Source organism: Amycolatopsis sp. MEPSY49, assembly GCF_051337345.1.
GTDB lineage: Bacteria > Actinomycetota > Actinomycetes > Mycobacteriales > Pseudonocardiaceae > Amycolatopsis.
The window spans coordinates 161,273-178,252 of sequence record NZ_JBDLYJ010000012.1 but is presented as its reverse complement, the minus strand read 5'-3'; the positions used below and the strand labels follow the sequence as shown (position 1 = coordinate 178,252).

Here is a 16,980-nt window from a genome sequence, read left to right as displayed (position 1 = left end):
GAGACAGCGATGTCCCAGAGCCCGTCGCTCAGCCGCCGCCAGTTGCTGCGCTACACCACCTTCGCCGGGGCGGCCTTGGCGTTCCCCACCGTCCTCGCCGCGTGCGGCGGGCCGGCGTCCACCAACAAGACCGGCAGCTCGGCGGGCTCGCTGACCGCCGTGATCGGCTACGGCAACAATCAGACGTGGGACCCGCTGCAGACGGCGTCCGCGTTCTCGATGGCCGCGATCCTGCACTGCTACGAGTCCCTCGTGGAGGGTGACCCGATCACCCGCGCGCCCTTCCCCGGCCTGGCGAAAGCGCTGCCCGCCGACACGAGCGGCACCAGTTTGAAGTTCGAGCTGCGCGACGGCGCCAAGTGGCACGACGGGCAGCCTGTCACCGCCGACGACGTCGTCTTCACCTACGCCCGGGCGCTCGACGAGAAGGAGAACGTGCTGATCCACAGCTTCTTCTCGCATTGGCTCCAAGAGGTCCGCAAGACCGGCGACCGCGCGGTCGAGTTCGTCCTCAAGTTCCCCTTCCCGTACGCGCTGCAGCGGATCCAGTGCTGCAAGATCGTCCCGAAGCACGTCTACGACGGCAAGTGGGACGACGCCAAGGGCGGCAAGGTCGTCGGCTCCGGCCCGTACAAGGTCGTCGAGCAGGCGCCGCTGAGCCACACCAGCTTCGAGAAGTTCGCCGACTACAACGGCCCGCGCCCGGCCGCGTACGACAAGATGCTGTGGAAGTCCATCGTGGATTCCGCCCCGCGCGTCGCCGCGATCTCCGGCGCCAAGCCGGACGCGCAGATCGCCGAAAACATCCCGGCCGCCAACGCCGACCAGCTCCGCAAGGCCGGCCGCACGGTCGAGTTCGCCGACGGCGGCAACAACCTCTTCCTGCTCTTCAACACCGCGCACGCGCCGTTCGACAAGAACCTCGTGCGCCAGGCGCTGCACTACGCCATCGACAAGCAGAAGATGATCGACATCGGGCTGAAGGGCGCCGGCTCGCCCGGGACCTCGTTCATCAACCCGAAGCTCCCGTCGTCGCAGCCCGCCTCGCAGGACTTCGTGTACAACCCCGAGAAGGCCAAGCAGCTGCTGCAAGAGGCCGGCGTGAGCAACCTCAAGGTTACGCTGTCCACGACGAACACCTCGCTGGTCGCCGACTGCGTCAAGGTGATCAAGGAGGGCTGGGACGCGATCGGCGTCCAGACCACTTTGGACTCCCAGGACACCAAGGCGCTGTTCTCGAAGCTGGACGCGGGCGCGGACTTCCAGGTCGTCGCGACGACGAACAACCCGCTGCAGTTCGGCAACGACCCCGACCTGATGATCCGGTACTACTACGACGCCAAGTCCATCCTCACGAGCAAGTACGCCCGGTTCACCGGCGCCGAGGCCCAGTCGCTGCTCGCCCTGCAGGACCAGGCCGCGGCCGAGACCGACGAAGCCAAGCGGACCGCGCTGAACAAGCAGCTGCTGGACCGGATCTCCGAGCAGGCCGTCATCTACCCGGTGGTCTTCACCCAGCTCGGCACGGCCTGGGACCCGAAGGCGATCACCGGCGTGCGCGCCCAGGGCTACCCGGGCATCTACCTGAACCAGGCCAAGCCGGTCTAGGAGGAGAACACCCGTGGCCGTCGTCGCCCGGATGCTGCTCAGCCGCATCCTCGCCCTGATCCCGCTGCTGCTCGGCGTGATCCTGTTCGTGTTCATCGTGATGCGGTTCGCGCCGACCGACCCGGCGCTGGCCGCGTTCGACGGCGCGAACGCCACCGCCGAGCAGCTCCAGCAGTTCCGGCTCGAGAACGGGCTGCTGGACCCGCTGCCGCTGCAGTACGTCCACTTCGTCTGGCACCTGGTGCAGGGCGACTTCGGCACCAGCGTGATCACCAAGCAGCCGGTCGGCGAGACCATCGCCACCGCGCTGCCGCTGACCGTCCAGCTGACCCTGCTCGGCCTGGCCATCGCGCTGGTGACATCGCTCGTGCTGGGCGTGACGTCGGCGTTGTTCCGCGATCGCTGGCCGGACAAGGTGATCCGCGTGGTCACCCTGGCCGGGGTCGCCGCGCCGGCGTTCTGGGTGGCGCTGCTGCTGGTGCAGTGGCTGGCCGTGGACCAGGGCCTGTTCCCGACCAGCGGCTACGTCAGCCCGGCGGACTCCTTCGGCGGCTGGCTGAACTCCCTGACGCTGCCCGCGGTCTCCCTGGCGCTCCCGGTGGCCGCCCAGCTGACCCGGGTGATCCGGACGTCGATGGTCGAGGAGCTGGACAAGGACTACGTCCGCACCGCGCGCGGCGGTGGCCTGCCGCCGGTGGTAGTGGTCGGGCGCAACGTGCTGCGCAACGCGCTCGTCACCCCGCTGACCGTGCTCGGCCTGCGGGTCGGCTACCTGCTCGGCGGCGCGGTCGTGATCGAGACGATGTTCGCGCTGCCGGGGATGGGGCAGAACATGATCCAGGCCGTCAAGGACGGCGACACCGCCAAGGTGCAGGGGTTCGTCATCACGATCGCCCTCGGGTTCGTCCTGGTCAACCTGATCGTCGACGTCCTCTATCTGATCGCCAACCCGCGCCTGCGGAGCCACGCGTGAGGCGGCTGCGCGGGTCCTGGCCCGCTCTCGCGATCCTCGGCGTCCTGGTGCTGGTCGCCGTGCTCGGCACGCTCGTGGCGACCCACAGCCCGGACGCGCTCAGCACCGACACCGGCGGGCCCAGCGGCTCGCACTGGTTCGGCACGGACACCTCGGGCCGGGACATCTTCTCCCGGCTCGTCGCCGGCACGCGCTGGTCGCTCGCCATCGGCCTGGGGGCGGTGGCGCTCGCGCTCGTGTCGGGGGCGGTGATCGGGGCGTTCGCCGCGACCTCGCACCGCCGGGTGGACGCGGTGATCATGCGCGTCCTGGACGTCATCATGGCGTTCCCGGGCATCGCCCTGGCGGCGGTGCTGGTCGCGGTGTTCGGCCACGGCATCCTGGTGCTGATCCTGGCCATCGGGTTCCTCAACATGCCCCCGGTGGCGCGGGTGATCCGGGCGAACGTGCTGGCCCAGTACGGCGAGGACTACGTCGCGGCCGAGCACGTCATCGGAGCGAAACGGTTCTTCGTGCTGACCCGGCACGTCGCCGTCAACTGCGCCGCGCCGGTGCTGGTCTACTGCACGGTCACGGTGGCCGACGCGATCGTGTTCGAGGCGTCGCTGTCGTTCATCGGCGCCGGCATCCAGCCGCCGGACCCGTCGTGGGGCTCGGTGCTCGCCGACGGCAAGGACCTGGTCCTGACCGGCGGCTGGTGGGCGACGCTGTTCCCCGGCCTGCTGATCCTGGTCACGGTGCTGGCGCTGAACATCCTGTCCGAGCGGATCTCCGACGCCTGGGCGGCGCCGTCGGCCCGCGCGGTGAAGGCGGCCGAAGTGGCGAAGGCCGTCGAAGCCCGCGACGACGCCGACACCGCGCCCGTCCTGCCGATCGCCGGGCTGCGGGAGGCGGGGGAACGCCTCGCCCGCACCGCCCGTTCTCTCGACCACCGCGAAACCGTCCTGGAAGTCGACCGGCTGAGGATCGCCTTCCCCGGGCGCCACGAAGGCGTCGACGTCGTCGACGGCGTGTCCTTCAGCGTCCGCGCCGGGGAGGTCCTGGGGCTCATCGGCGAGTCCGGCTGCGGCAAGACGCTCACGGCGTTGTCGATCCTCGGCCTGCCGCCGACCGCCCGGGTGTCCGGGCAGATCCGGTTCGCCCAGCGGGACCTCCTGGCCCTGCGGCCGGGCGAACGCCGCCGGCACCTCGGCCACGACATCGCGATGATCTACCAGGACGCGTTGAGCTCGCTCAACCCGGCGATGACCATCCGCGCCCAGCTCAAGCAGTTCACCCGCCGCGGCGGCACCCGCACCCCGGCCGAGCTCCTGGAACTGGTCAACCTCGACCCCGAGCGGACGCTGCGCGCGTACCCGCACGAGCTGTCCGGCGGTCAGCGCCAGCGCGTGCTGATCGCGATGGCGCTCTCGCGGGACCCGAAGCTGATCGTCGCCGACGAGCCCACCACGGCCCTCGACGTCACCGTGCAGGCCCAGATCATGGCGCTGCTGCTGCGACTGCAGGAGGAACTCGGCTTCGCGCTCGTCCTCGTCTCGCACGACCTCGCGCTGGTGTCCGAGATCGCCGACCGGGTCGTCGTCATGTACGGCGGCCAGGTCGCCGAGCTGGGCGCGACCGCCGAGGTCGTCGGCTCGCCCCGGCACCACTACACGCGCGGCCTGCTCAGCGCCGTGCTGTCGCTGGAGGAGAACGAGGCCCGCCTCACACAGATCAAGGGCGTCGTCCCGGCCCCGGCCGAGTTCCCGGCCGGCTGCCGGTTCGCCGACCGCTGCCCGGCGGCCCGCGCCAAGTGCCACGAAGAGACGCCGGTCCGCTTCGGCGAGCCGGTCGACCACCTCGTCGCCTGCCACTTCCCGGCGGTCGACATCGCGCGCGAGAAGGAGGCGACGGCGTGAACCTCCTCGAGGTCGACGGCGTCCACGTCGTCCACAGGATCCGCGGCCGCGGCCTGTTCGGCCACCAGAGCGTGTACGCCCTCACCGACGCCCACCTCGTGGTGAACCCGGGCGAGACGATCGGCGTCGTCGGCGAGTCCGGCTGCGGCAAGTCGACCCTGGCCAAGGTGATCGTCGGGCTGCAGCGGCCGACCGCGGGAGCGGTGCGCTTCCGCGGGGAGCCGCTCGTCTCCGGGCGCGAGGTCGGCATGGTCTTCCAGGACCCGTCGACCGCGCTGAACCGGCGGCTCGCCGTCGCCAAGATCATCCGCGACCCCCTCGACGTGCACAAAGCGGGGACGCCGGCCGAGCGCGACGACCGCGTCCGCGAGCTGATGTCCCTGGTCGGGTTGCCGACGAGTGTCGCCGACGCCGTGCCGGGCCAGCTGTCGGGCGGCCAGCGCCAGCGCGTCGCCATCGCTCGGGCGCTGGCGCTGCGGCCCGCGCTGCTGGTCGCCGACGAGCCGACGTCCGCCCTCGACGTCTCGGTCCGCGCCCAGATCCTCAACCTGCTGCTCGACCTGCGCGAACAGCTGGAGCTGGCGATGGTGTTCGTCTCCCACGACATCCAGACGGTGTCGAAGATGAGCGACCGGATCGTCACGATGTACCTGGGCCGGATCGTCGAGGAGGCGCCGGTGGGGGCGCAGGCCCGCCACCCGTACACGCGGGCGCTGTTCTCCGCGACGCCCAGCCTGCTCCACCCGGTCGAGCCGATCGTCCTGACCGGCCCGGTGCCGTCGGCGACGAACCCGCCGAGCGGCTGCCCGTTCCGCACCCGCTGCCCGAAGGCCACCGACGAGTGCGCGGCCGAGCTGCCGCCGCTCGCCGCGGCCGAGGGCGGGCACACCTACCGCTGCATCCATCCCGAGATCCCGACCGGAGTGAGCGCCTGATGCCGAAGTTCGCCGGAATCGTCCCGCCGTTGTGCACGCCGTTGACCGACGACTTCGCCGTGGACACCGACTCGCTGCGGCGCCACGTCGAGTTCCAGCTCGACGCCGGCGTGCACGGCGTCTTCGTCCTCGGCTCCTCCAGCGAGGTCGCCTTCCTGCCTGACGCCCAGCGCCGCGTCGTCGTCGAGACGACGGTCGACCAGGTCGCCGGCCGCGTCCCGGTGCTCGTCGGCTGTATCGACATGACGACCCTGCGGGTCGCCGAGCACATCAAGGTCGCCGAGGCCGCCGGGGCCGACGCCGTCGTCGTGACCGCGCCGTACTACACGCGCACCCACGTCGCCGAGGTCGACCGGCACTTCCGGCTGCTGCACGAACGGACGGCGTTGCCGATCGTCGCCTACGACATCCCGGTCGCGGTGCACACGAAGCTCGACGGGCCGATGGTGCTCGACCTGGCCGCCGACGGCGTCCTCGCCGGGCTCAAGGACTCCAGCGGCGACGAGGCGTCCTTCCGCGCGGTGCTGCTCGGCAAGCGCGACCGCGGCCTCGACTCCTTCGCGGTGTTCACCGGGTCCGAACTCGTCGTGGACGCGGCCCTGGCGATGGGCGCCGACGGCGCCGTCCCGGGCCTCGGCAACGTCGACCCGGTCGGGTACGTGCTCATCCACGACCACTTCAAGTCCGGCAACCTCGCCGCGGCCCGGCGCGAGCAGGAACGCCTGCTGAAGCTGTTCTCGATCACGGCCGTGGCGCCGCCGAGCCGGATGGGCCGGGGCTCGGCCGGGCTCGGCGCCTTCAAGGCCGCGATGAAGCTGCGCGGGTTCATCGACAACGCTGTCATGGCCCCGCCGCAGCTCCCGCTCGACGACGAGGAACTGCTGCGGATCAAGGAGAAGCTCGCCGAAGCGGGGCTGCTCTGATGCTCCACTACGGCGCCGACTACAACCCCGAGCACTGGCCCGAAGACGTCCGCCGGGAAGACCTGAAGCTGATGGCCGAAGCGGGCGTCACGATGGTGACCGCGGGGATCTACTCGTGGGCCGGCGTCGAACCGCGGCCGGGGGAGTACGACTTCGGCTGGTTCGACACCGTCATGGACGGCCTCGCCGGTGCCGGGATCAAGGTGTGCCTGGCGACGATGACCGCGTCCCCGCCGCCGTGGCTGACCCACGCGCACCCGGAGATCCTGCCGGTGCGCGCCGACGGCGTCCGGCTCTCGCCCGGGGCGCGGCAGCAGTTCTGCCCGTCGAGCCCCGTCTACCTCGCGCACGCCGCCCGGCTGGTCACGGAGCTGGCGACGCGCTACGCCGGGCATCCTGCCTTGGCGATGTGGCACGTCGGCAACGAGTTCGGCTGTCACATCCGGGCGTGCTACTGCGACGAGTCCGCGTCGGACTTCCGTGTCTGGCTGCAGGACCGGTACGGCACGATCGAGGCGCTCAACGCGGCGTGGACGACCACCTTCTGGTCCCAGCGCTACTCCACTTGGGACGAAGTCCTGCCACCCCGGGTGGCGCCGACGTTCCCGAACCCGGCGCAGCAGCTGGACTTCCACCGGTTCTCCTCCGACGCCGCGCTCGGTTGCTTCCTGACCGAAGAGCGGGTGCTGCGCCGCGTCACGCCGGACGTCCCGATCACGACCAACTTCGTCGGCCTGGTCCAGAAAGCCCTCGACTGGCACCAGTGGACGCCGCACGAGGACGTCGTCAGCCTGGACTCCTACCCCGATCCCTACGACCCGCGTGCCCACGTCGAGGCGGCGTTCGCCTACGACCTGGTCAGGTCCACGAAGGACCAGCCGTGGCTGCTGCTCGAACAGGCGCCGAGCGCGGTGAACTGGCGGCCGCGCAACAGTCCCAAGCCACCCGGGGCGATGCGGCTCGGCAGCTGGCAGGCCATCGCGCAGGGCGCGGACGCCGTCCTGTTCTTCCAGTGGCGCCAGACCAGCGGCGGCGCCGAGAAGTTCCACTCGGCGATGGTGCCGCACGGCGGCCGCGACACCCGGACGTTCCGCGAGACCGCCGCGTTGGGGCAGGAGCTGGCTCGCGTGCCGGAGCTGGCCGGGACGCGCGTGCGCGCCGACGTCGCCCTGCTGCACGACTGGCCGAGCTGGTGGGGTCTCGAACTGGACTCGCACCCGGCTCAGCTGGAGTACCTGGAGACGCAGCTCGCGCACTACGCCCCGCTGTTCGACGCCAACGTCACCTGCGACGTCGTCCACCCTTCGCGGGACCTCACGCCGTACAAGCTGGTGGTCGTCCCGAACCTGTACCTCCTGGAGCCGGCGGCCGCCGACAACCTGCGCGCGTACGTCGCGGGTGGCGGGCACCTCGTGGTGTCGTACTTCTCCGGCATCGTCGACGGCTGTGACCGCGCGTACCTGGGCGGCCATCCCGCGCCGCTGCGGGACATCCTCGGCCTGCGGGTCGACGAGTTCTGGCCCCTGGATGGGCCGGTCGATCTCGATTTCGCAGACGGCACAACGGGTTCCGGGACCATCTGGGCGGAGTGGATCGAACCCGAGGGTGCCGAAGCCGTCGCTTCGTTCGCTTCCGGGGAGCTGGCCGGGCGTCCGGCGATCACACGGCACGCCTTCGGCGACGGTGTCGCCTGGTACCTCGGCACCCGGCCCGATCTCGCGCCGCTGTTCGGCCGCATCACCGCCGAAGCCGGGGTGGCGCCGGTGCTGGCCACCCCGCCCGGCGTCCAGGCCGTCGTCCGGCACGGCGGGGAAAGCGCTTACCTGATCCTGCTCAACCACGGCACCGAGCCGGTCACCGTCGACCTGCGCCGCGCCGTGCCGGACCTGCTGACCGACCCGTCGCGGCCGGTGCGCGAGGTGCGGCTCGCCCCGCGAGGTGTCGCCGTCCTGAAGGGATGAGAATGAGAACACTGGGGAGATGGGCCGCGCTCGTGGCCCTGGCCGGCTCGCTGCTCGCGGTGAGCCCGGCACAGGCCGCGCCGCAGCTCGACCAGCAAGTCCTGTTCAAAGCCGCGCAGGATCCCGGGTACAGCTGCTTCCGGATCCCGGCGATCGTCAAGTCCACCCACGGCACCCTCCTGGCCTTCGCCGAAGGCCGCATCGACAACTGCGGCGACACCGGCGACATCGACCTCGTGCTCAAGCGCTCCACCGACGGCGGGAAGACGTGGTCGCCGCTGCAGGTGGTCAACCGCGGTGGCGGGGACACCCACGGCAACCCGGTGCCCATCGTGGACAGCCGCACCGGCCGGATCGTGCTGATCACGACGTACAACAAGGGGCGTGCCGACGACAAGGCGTGCGACGTCCCGTGCCCGCGCACGCCGCATTCGCAGTACAGCGACGACGACGGCCTGACCTGGTCGGCGCCCGTCGACATCAGCGCGCAGGCGAAACTGCCGGACTGGGACTCCTGGTACGCGTCCGGTCCGGTGCACGGCATCCAGCTGACCCACGGCCGCCATGCGGGACGGCTCGTGTTCGGCTTCAACGCGGAGACCAGTGACGGCACGCACTCGATCGAGAACCACGCCGGGCTCGTGTACAGCGACGACGGCGGGCGCAGCTGGCACGTCGGCGCGGTGAACAGCTACCCGCACCCGGTCGGCGGGACATACACGCAGAAGCCGTCCGAAGTCACCGTCGTCGAATTGCCCGACGGTTCGATCTACGCCGGCGGTCGCGAGCAGGGCGGCACCGACATCGGCAACCGCGACTACGCCCTCAGCCGCGACGGCGGCGAGACGTTCACCAGGTCCTTCACCACCATCCCCGACCTGGTGACGCCGATGGTGCAGGGCGCGGTGCTGCGCGTCGGCAACCGCCTGCTGTTCTCCTCGCCGTCGGACACCGACCGGCGGCGCTGGATGATGATCCGCTCGTCCTACGACAACGGCCGGACGTGGGAAAACGCCGAGGAGGGCACTTTGATCACGACGGACTGGTCGGGATACTCGGACCTGGTGCAGATCAGCGGCTCGAAGATCGGGCTGATGTACGAAGGCGGCGCGGTCGACGCGCGGGACGAGATCCGCTTCGCGCGCTTCGACGAGTCCTATCTGGGCTGGCACAACTCCGCGGGACCGTCCACACCGGACGTTTCGGGGCACGCCGACGCGCGGGTGCTCGGCGGAGCGTCTCTTGCTGCCGGCCGCTTCGGTGGGGCGGTGACGCTGGACGGCGTCGACGACTACGTCCGCGTGCCGTACGACCCGGCCCAGCCCCCGGGTGACGGCGACCTCGCGTGGACGGGGTGGTTCCGGTACGGCGCCACGAAGGGCAACCAGGTGCTGTTCTGGCTGGGCGGGATGGGCACGACCGCGCCACAGCTGTGGCTGCGCGGCGAACCGGCCAACCACCGGCTGATCGCGATGATGACCACGGCGGCGGGGAGTGCGTCGATCACTTCCGCGCAGGCGTACGACGACCAGGCCTGGCACCACGTGGCGCTGGAGCGGACCGGCGGGAAGCTGCTGCTGTGGGTCGACGGCGTCCAGGTCGCGTCCGGGGCCGCGGCGGCGGGGTCGGTGAGCCGGATCGTGTCGTTCCAGCTGCAGCTGGGGCAGCGGCTGGACAACCAGTTCCGCTGGAACGGCTCGTTCGACGAAGTCCGCTTCTACCGCCGGGCCTTGACGACGTCGGAACTCGACGCGATCCGGCTGCGGAACGCGCCGGTGACCGCGGGGCAGGTGCTGCGGCTGCCCTTCGACCGTATGCACGGGTGAAGATGTCGTGAGTGGTAGTTCCCGAACTACCACTCACGACCTCCTTATGGCCCTTATCGGGCGGCCCGCGAGTTGGTTGACTCCTCGCGTGAGGATCTTCGGTGCGCTGCTCACCGTCCTGCTCGCCACCGCCGGCTTGGCGGTTCCGGTGGCCGCGGCGGATCCGCCGTCCTGGACCGGGCCGCTCAGCACCCGCGGCCGGTACATCGTCGACGCGCACGGCGACCGGTTCAAGCTGAAGGCCGCCAACTGGCACGGCGCGAGCGGCACGTGGACCGGCTCCGGCGATGTGAACGATCCGGCGAACCACCACGCCGGCGAGATCGCCTACCAGACCCCGCTCGGGCTGGACCGCGCGTCGATCGACACCGTCATCGACGGGCTCGCGCAGCTGGGCCTCAACAGCGTCCGGCTGCAGTTCTCCAACGCGATGCTCCACGACACCCGGCCCGTCCCGGACCTGGCCGCCAACCCGGACCTGCGCGGCCTGACGCCGCTGCAGGTCTACGACCGTGTCGTCGACCGGCTGACCGCGCGCGGGTTCGCCGTCATCCTCAACAACCACACCACGACCTCGCGCTGGTGCTGCGGGCTCGACGGCAACGAGCGCTGGAACACCGCGCAGACCGAGCAGCAGTGGCAGGACGACTGGCTGTTCATGGCGCGCCGCTACGCCGCGAACAAGCGGGTCGTCGGCGCCGACCTGTACAACGAAGTCCGCCGCAACACCTTCGACGACCCGAACTGGGGCTGGGGCAACGGCACCGACTGGCAGCGCGCGAGCCAGCAGGTCGCCGACCGCATCCTCACCGAGGCCAACCGCGACCTGCTCATCTTCGTCGAGGGCATCAACTGGACCGGATTGCCGATCGACGGCTTCCCGCACGGCCGGCCCACGCTGGAACCCGCCCGGACGCTGTCGCACACGCTCGTCGACTCCGGCAAGCTCGTCTATTCGGCGCACTTCTACGGCTACACCGGGCCCAACCACTCCGGCGCCACCGGCATCGGCGAGACGCACGACCCGCGCTACCGCGACCTCTCAACCCAGGAACTGCGGGACACCCTGTACCGGCAGGCGTTCTTCGTCTCGGCCGACACCGGCAAGCACTACACCGCGCCGCTGTGGATCAGCGAATTCGGCGAAGGCCGCAACACCACCGACCCGGCGTCGCGCGCGTTCTTCGAGAACTTCGTGAACTACCTGGCCGAGACCGACACGGACTTCGCCTACTGGCCCGCGGTGGGCTTCCGGACCGACGGCTGGGCTCTGCTCGGGTACGACTCCGCGGGCCGGCGCATCGACGTGCTCGACGGCACGGACTGGCGCGGCCCCGCCTGGCGGCGGCTGATCTCCGCGCCGTCCCGGACCGGGCAGATCCCGGCCGCCGAGCACTGGTCGATGCTGAACCTCGACTACGCCGACTTCCGGGAGTCGCGCCAGGTCCGCGCGCTACCGGACTGGAACCCCGGTGCTCGCAAGGGAGTCTGTCCCGACGGCCAGCGGCTCGCCGGCCTGGCCCACACCGGGAACCGGGGCCTGTGCACCGGGACGCTCGCCGCTCCGGCCGGGTACGTGGTCGTCCGGGACGAGATGTACGTCGACACCGACTGGGCGTCCGGCTACACGAAGACGCAGTGCCCGCCCGACCACGCGGTCGTCGGGTACAGCGTCCAGGGCGCGGCCTTCTCGGCGGTGCTGTGCGGGCGGTCTCCGACGCCGCTGGGCCGCGCGGGCCGCACAGTGTGGTTCGACCGCGGCGACAACCGGCCGGCCGGCGACCTCGGTGGCGACTTCGCGACGGGGAACTACAAGGGCCAGTGCGCGCTGGGGGAGTACGTCGCCGGTGTCGCCTACACCGGCCGGATCGGTTCGAGCCGGACGCCGGACGCGCTGCTCTGCCGGTCCTAGACGGTCCGGCAGGTCAGTTCCGGGCGGCTCAAGGCGTTGCCGCTGCCGGTGAGGGCGATGAAGCCGAACGTCGTCGCGCCGCCCGCGTCGAGCTTCGCGTTCCAGGCCGCGTTGTCGACCGTGACGGTGTCGCCCTCGACCGTGAAATTGCCGTTCCACAGGCCGGTGATGCGGTGGCCGCCCGGCAGGGACCAGCGGACGCTCCAGCCGGTGAGGTCGTCCGTGCGGTCGTTGCGGACCGTCACCTCGACCTGGTAGCCGCCCGGCCAGGAGTTCGTCACCTGGTAATTGGCGGCGCAGCCCAGGTCCGGCGGAGCGCTGCTGCCGGTGGTCGGCGGCGGGGCCGCCGAGGTCGTCGCCGGGGCGGCGACCGGCGTGGCGTCCGGGACGAGCGCGGTCCCGATCAGCACGCCGGCGGCGAGCAGGACAGCTCCGGCGACGCCGGCCAGCACGACCCGCCGGCGGGGGCGGTGCACGCGCAGCAAGCGGGTCTCGGTGCGGGGCCGGGGGCGGGGCGGCGGCAGCGCACGGCCTTCGGTGACGGCTTCGAACAGTTCCTGGACCTCGGCCATCGACGGGCGCCGGGCGGGATCGCGCTGCAGGAGCCGGCCGAGCACCTCGGCGAGGGGGCCGCTGTGCTGCGGCGGGATCGGCTCCTCACGGGCGACCCGCAGCAGAAGGGCGATCGGGTTGTCGTCGTTGCCGAACGGGGGCTGACCTTCGAGGGCGCGGTAGAGCGTCGCGCCGAAGGAGAACACGTCGGCCGGGAAGCCCGCTTCGCCGCCGCCGGCGACTTCGGGGGACAGGTAGGCGGGGGTGCCCGCGATGAAGCCGCCGCCGGTCACGGTGCCTTCGCCGGTGGCGCGCGAGATGCCGAAGTCGGCGATCTTGGCGAGACCGCCGTCGGCGAGCAGGACGTTGGCGGGGGTGACGTCCCGGTGCACGATGCCTTCGGCGTGCGCGGCGGCCAGCGCGGAGGAGACCTGCACGCCGATGCGCGCGACCTCGTCGGCGGGCAGGCGCTCGCGGTCGAGCAGGACGTCGGCGAGGCTGCGCGAGGGCAGGTACTCCATGACGAGGTACGGCTCGCCGGCTTCCTCGACGACGTCGTGCACGGTGACGGCGTGCGGGTGCCGCAGCCGCGCGGTCAGCCGGGCCTCGCGCAGGGCGCGCTGGGCGGCCTGCTCACCGGCGGCCTGCCCGAGGGCGGGGTCGTACCCGAGCTGCTTGACGGCGACGACGCGGTCGAGCCGCTCGTCGCGCGCCCGCCAGACGACACCCATGGCGCCCTGGCCGACCCGTTCGGCAAGGCGGTACCGCCCGGCGATCAGCTGTCCTTCGTCGGTCACGACGACCTCCCGGCCTCCCCCGGAACACACGGACGCGGGGGACGATCGGTTCGAGCTTAACGACGGGCGGCCCGGCTCGCCGACGGGCGCCTCACGCGGTGAGTGCGTGCAACTGGTCCCACGTCGGGACGTACGGGGTGAACCGCAGCTTCATCCCCGCCTCCGACGGCAGCTTGTCCGCCTTGCGGGCGTTGCAGCTGCGGGACGTCCCACCGCACGCGGCGACCGTGTTCAGCCACGACGTCCGGGCGCCGCCGCGGCTCAGCGGCGTCACGTGGTCGATCGTCGTGGCGCGGCCGCCGCAGTACGCGCAGCGGTGACCGTCACGCGTCAGCACTCCTCGGCGGGACCAGCGGGGCGGCTGCGTATATCGCCACTTCATCACGACATACCGCAGCAACCGCACGATCTTCGGGCGCGGGAACAGCCCGTACGCGAGACCGTCCTCGGCCTCGTGGATCTCCGCGACGTGCCGCACCAGCATCCGGATGGCGTGCGGCACGGACACGGTCTGCAGCGGCTCGTAACCGGCGTTCAGGACGAGAACCTTCACAACGCACCTCTTTCCTCTCGGCGAAAATCGTCGCCGAGAGGAAAGAGGTGCGTCAATCGGTTTCAGCGCAGCGGATGCGCGCGGAAGAAGCGCCAGATGACCGGGGTGGCGTCGATGACCGTCGGGGTGGCCGAGTCGTTGTTCGGCTGAGTGCTCGGCCAGACGTGCCCGGCGCCCTCGACGCGGTAGTGCTCGAGCGCGCAACCGAGCCACTTCTGGACGACCACGCCGTCGACCGGCGACCACGACACCGGCCCGGCGAAGCAACCGTCCCTTGTGGACCACGCCGCCAGCCAGTCCGGGATCGCCGGGAGGCCCTTGGCCGGGTTGCCCGTGTACGGGATCGTCGTGTCGGCGGTGCCGTGGAAGTCGAGGATCGGCACGCGGCGGCTCGGGTCGCACGCGCCGCCCTGCGGGTAGAACGCGCCCGACACCGGGGCGAACGCCGCGATCCGGCCGGCCAGCCGGCAGGCCAGCACGCCCACGAACCCGCCGCCGTTGGACTTGCCGGCCGCGAAGATGCGGGTGTTGTCGACGCAGAGCGTGCGCTGCAGCGAGTTCAGCAGGTCGCTGGTGAACAGGACGTCGTCCGCGGCCGCCGAGTAGGGCGCGCCGGTCCAGGCCGACTCGCCGTCGGTGCCGATCAGGCCCTGCGGGTACACCGAGATCGCGTCGAGCGCCGAGAAGCCCGACAGCTCCTCCTGGTACTGCGACGTGCGCTTGTGCCCGTGGAACGACAGCACCAGCGGGTAGGCCCGGTGCGGGTTGTAGTGCGCCGGCAGGTGGACCGTGTACTCGCGGTCGAGGCCGCCGGAGACGACGTGCCGCGTCGTCGTCACCCCGGCCGGGACTCCGGCCGCGCGGCCGCAGCCGGTGGTGCGGACCGGGTGGTCGACGGCGCCCGCCGCGGCGGCGGGAGCGGCGAAGGCGGTGGTCAGGGCAGCGGTCGCGGCGAACGCGGCGGCCCACCGGGGAAGGCGTCCGGGCACTCGATCCTCCTTGATCGGCAGCGGGGCGTGGTCAGCATCACCCCGGCGGCCGGGGGAGTCTGCATTGCGTTCATAAAGTGCGCGGCCGGACTGTCGGACCCCCTCGGTAGGATCGACCCAACCAAGGCCGACGCACCCGGAAAGGAACGGAAGTGACCACCCCGATCGAGACGCTGGAGTTCCAGTCGGAAGCGCGTCAGCTCCTGCAGCTGATGATCCATTCGATCTACTCGAACAAGGACACCTTCCTGCGCGAACTCGTGTCCAACGCCTCCGACGCGCTCGACAAGCTGCGGCTGGAGTCGTACCGCGACAAGGACCTCGGCGCGGACACCTCCGACCTGCACATCGCGCTCGAGGCGGACGCGGCGGCGCGGACCCTGACCGTGCGCGACAACGGCATCGGCATGACGCGCGACGAGGTGGTCGCGCTCATCGGCACCATCGCCAAGTCCGGCACCGCCGACTTCCTGACCAAGCTGAAGGAGGCCAAGGACGCGGCGGCGTCGCAGGACCTCATCGGCCAGTTCGGCGTCGGGTTCTACGCCAGCTTCATGGTCGCGGACAAGGTCACGCTCGTGACCCGCAAGGCCGGCACCGGCGAGGGCGTGCGCTGGGAGTCCACCGGCGAAGGCACGTACACGATCGAGCCGGTCGAGGACGCGCCGCAGGGCACCGCGGTGACCCTGCACCTCAAGCCCGAGGACGCCGAGGACCACCTCTACGACTACACGTCCCCGGCGAAGATCCGGGAGATCGTGAAGAAGTACTCCGACTTCATCACCTGGCCCATCCGGATGAAGGGCGAGGGCGACGACGCGGAGGTCGAGACCGTCAACTCGATGAAGGCGCTGTGGGCGCGCTCGTCGAGCGAGGTCACCGAGGACGAGTACCACGAGTTCTACAAGCACGTCAGCCACGACTGGCAGGACCCCCTCGAGACGATCCGGCTGCAGGCCGAGGGCACCTTCGAGTACCAGGCGCTGCTGTTCCTGCCGTCGCACGCGCCGATGGACCTGTTCCTGCGCGAGCGCAAGCGCGGTGTGCAGCTGTACGTGAAGCGCGTCTTCATCATGGACGACTGCGAGTCGCTCGTCCCCGAGTACCTGCGGTTCGTCAAGGGCGTCGTCGACGCGCAGGACCTCTCGCTGAACGTGTCGCGGGAGATCCTGCAGCAGGACCGGCAAATCCAGCTGATCCGCCGTCGCCTGGTGAAGAAGGTCCTCTCGACGGTCAAGACGATGATGACCGCCGACGCGGAGAAGTACGCGACGTTCTGGCGCGAGTTCGGCCGGGCGGTCAAGGAGGGCCTGCTCGACGACTTCGAGAACCGCGAAGCCATCCTCGAGATCTCGTCGTTCGCCTCGACGCACGACGCGGAGAAGCCGACTTCGCTACGCGACTACGTCTCGCGGATGAAGGAGGGCCAGGAGCACATCTACTTCATGACCGGCGAGTCGCGCTCGGCCATCGAGAACTCGCCGCACATGGAGGCGTTCCGGGCCAAGGGCTACGAGGTGCTGGTCCTGACCGACCCGATCGACGAGATGTGGGTCGACGCGGTGCCGGGCTTCGACGGCAAGCAGTTCCAGTCGATCGCCAAGGGCCAGGTCGACCTGGAGTCGGACGAGGACAAGAAGGCCACCGAGGTCGCGCGCGAGCAGCAGAAGAAGGACTTCGAAAGCCTGCTGACGTGGATGGGCACGGCGCTGGGCGAGGACGTCAAGGAGGTCCGGCTCTCGTCGCGGCTGACGACGTCGCCGGCGTGCATCGTCGGGGACACCCACGACCTCACGCCGACGCTGGAGAAGATGTACCGCGCGATGGGGCAGGAGCTGCCGCCGATCAAGCGGATCCTGGAGCTGAACCCGGACCACGGGCTGGTCACCGGTCTCCGGGAAGCCCACGCGGCGCGCCCGGACGACGAGGGACTGGCCGAGACGGCCGAACTGCTCTACGGCATGGCGCTGCTGGCCGAGGGCGGCGAGCTGGCCGACCCGTCGCGGTTCATCAAGCTGCTGGCGGGCCGCCTGGAGAAGACCCTCTGAGCCGC

At 70.9% G+C, this 16,980-nt stretch carries 12 protein-coding genes; 9 read left to right on the top strand and 3 right to left on the bottom strand.

The features are described 5' to 3' along the window. The first annotated feature begins 9 nt into the window (after positions 1-9). The 8 genes from ABFJ78_RS39160 to ABFJ78_RS39125 all read left to right on the top strand — a co-directional run bounded on the left by ABFJ78_RS39160 (position 10) and on the right by ABFJ78_RS39125 (position 12,036). On the top strand, positions 10-1,608 hold the full coding sequence (locus ABFJ78_RS39160; protein WP_436392504.1) for an ABC transporter substrate-binding protein: 1,599 nt from the start codon (positions 10-12) through the stop codon (positions 1,606-1,608). Between the two features lie 13 nt (positions 1,609-1,621). Next, positions 1,622-2,581, top strand: a complete 960-nt coding sequence (locus ABFJ78_RS39155; RefSeq protein WP_436392503.1) for an ABC transporter permease — start codon at positions 1,622-1,624, stop codon at positions 2,579-2,581. Next, on the top strand, positions 2,578-4,479 hold the full coding sequence (locus ABFJ78_RS39150) for a dipeptide/oligopeptide/nickel ABC transporter permease/ATP-binding protein (protein WP_436392502.1): 1,902 nt from the start codon (positions 2,578-2,580) through the stop codon (positions 4,477-4,479). The genes ABFJ78_RS39155 and ABFJ78_RS39150 overlap by 4 nt, the downstream gene beginning before the upstream one ends. Next, positions 4,476-5,414 carry an oligopeptide/dipeptide ABC transporter ATP-binding protein gene (locus ABFJ78_RS39145; RefSeq protein ID WP_436392501.1) on the top strand — a complete coding sequence of 313 codons (939 nt, stop codon included), beginning with the start codon at positions 4,476-4,478 and terminating at the stop codon, positions 5,412-5,414. The genes ABFJ78_RS39150 and ABFJ78_RS39145 overlap by 4 nt, the downstream gene beginning before the upstream one ends. Further along, complete coding sequence (locus ABFJ78_RS39140) at positions 5,414-6,337, top strand: dihydrodipicolinate synthase family protein (protein ID WP_436392500.1); 924 nt, start codon at positions 5,414-5,416, stop codon at positions 6,335-6,337. Before ABFJ78_RS39145 ends, ABFJ78_RS39140 begins: the two co-directional genes overlap by 1 nt. Beyond that, positions 6,337-8,298, top strand: coding sequence for a beta-galactosidase (locus tag ABFJ78_RS39135; protein ID WP_436392499.1), 1,962 nt, complete (start codon positions 6,337-6,339; stop codon positions 8,296-8,298). Before ABFJ78_RS39140 ends, ABFJ78_RS39135 begins: the two co-directional genes overlap by 1 nt. 2 nt (positions 8,299-8,300) lie before the next feature. Continuing rightward, positions 8,301-10,124 carry an exo-alpha-sialidase gene (locus ABFJ78_RS39130; RefSeq protein WP_436392498.1) on the top strand — a complete coding sequence of 608 codons (1,824 nt, stop codon included), beginning with the start codon at positions 8,301-8,303 and terminating at the stop codon, positions 10,122-10,124. 88 nt (positions 10,125-10,212) lie between these two features. Next, positions 10,213-12,036 carry a glycoside hydrolase family 5 protein gene (locus ABFJ78_RS39125; RefSeq protein ID WP_436392497.1) on the top strand — a complete coding sequence of 608 codons (1,824 nt, stop codon included), beginning with the start codon at positions 10,213-10,215 and terminating at the stop codon, positions 12,034-12,036. Here the strand turns inward: ABFJ78_RS39125 and ABFJ78_RS39120 are convergent. From ABFJ78_RS39120 to ABFJ78_RS39110, 3 genes are all read right to left on the bottom strand, one after another. Continuing rightward, entirely contained in the window at positions 12,033-13,385 is a 1,353-nt protein-coding gene (locus tag ABFJ78_RS39120) for a protein kinase domain-containing protein (protein WP_436392496.1), read from the bottom strand. The two genes, ABFJ78_RS39125 and ABFJ78_RS39120, sit on opposite strands and share 4 nt — an antisense overlap. Before the next feature lie 91 nt (positions 13,386-13,476). Further along, positions 13,477-13,938: an HNH endonuclease gene (locus ABFJ78_RS39115; RefSeq protein ID WP_436392495.1), complete on the bottom strand. Its 462-nt coding sequence runs from the start codon at positions 13,936-13,938 to the stop codon at positions 13,477-13,479. A gap of 62 nt (positions 13,939-14,000) precedes the next feature. Continuing rightward, positions 14,001-14,927 (bottom strand): alpha/beta hydrolase family esterase, encoded by a 927-nt coding sequence (locus tag ABFJ78_RS39110; RefSeq protein WP_436392494.1) that lies wholly within the window; start codon positions 14,925-14,927, stop codon positions 14,001-14,003. 152 nt (positions 14,928-15,079) lie between these two features. On the opposite strand from ABFJ78_RS39110, the gene htpG reads away from it, so the two are divergent. Continuing rightward, complete coding sequence (htpG, locus tag ABFJ78_RS39105; RefSeq protein WP_436392493.1) at positions 15,080-16,975, top strand: molecular chaperone HtpG; 1,896 nt, start codon at positions 15,080-15,082, stop codon at positions 16,973-16,975. Positions 16,976-16,980: the final 5 nt, after the last annotated feature.

What these genes read in the sequence shown, in the direction of transcription:
- ABFJ78_RS39135 (WP_436392499.1), top strand. Translation starts at nt 6,337, where the DNA reads ATGCTCCACTACGGCGCCGACTACAACCCCGAGCACTGGCCCGAAGAC.
- ABFJ78_RS39140 (WP_436392500.1), top strand. Translation starts at nt 5,414, where the DNA reads ATGCCGAAGTTCGCCGGAATCGTCCCGCCGTTGTGCACGCCGTTGACC.
- ABFJ78_RS39130 (WP_436392498.1), top strand. Translation starts at nt 8,301, where the DNA reads ATGAGAACACTGGGGAGATGGGCCGCGCTCGTGGCCCTGGCCGGCTCG.
- ABFJ78_RS39160 (WP_436392504.1), top strand. Translation starts at nt 10, where the DNA reads ATGTCCCAGAGCCCGTCGCTCAGCCGCCGCCAGTTGCTGCGCTACACC.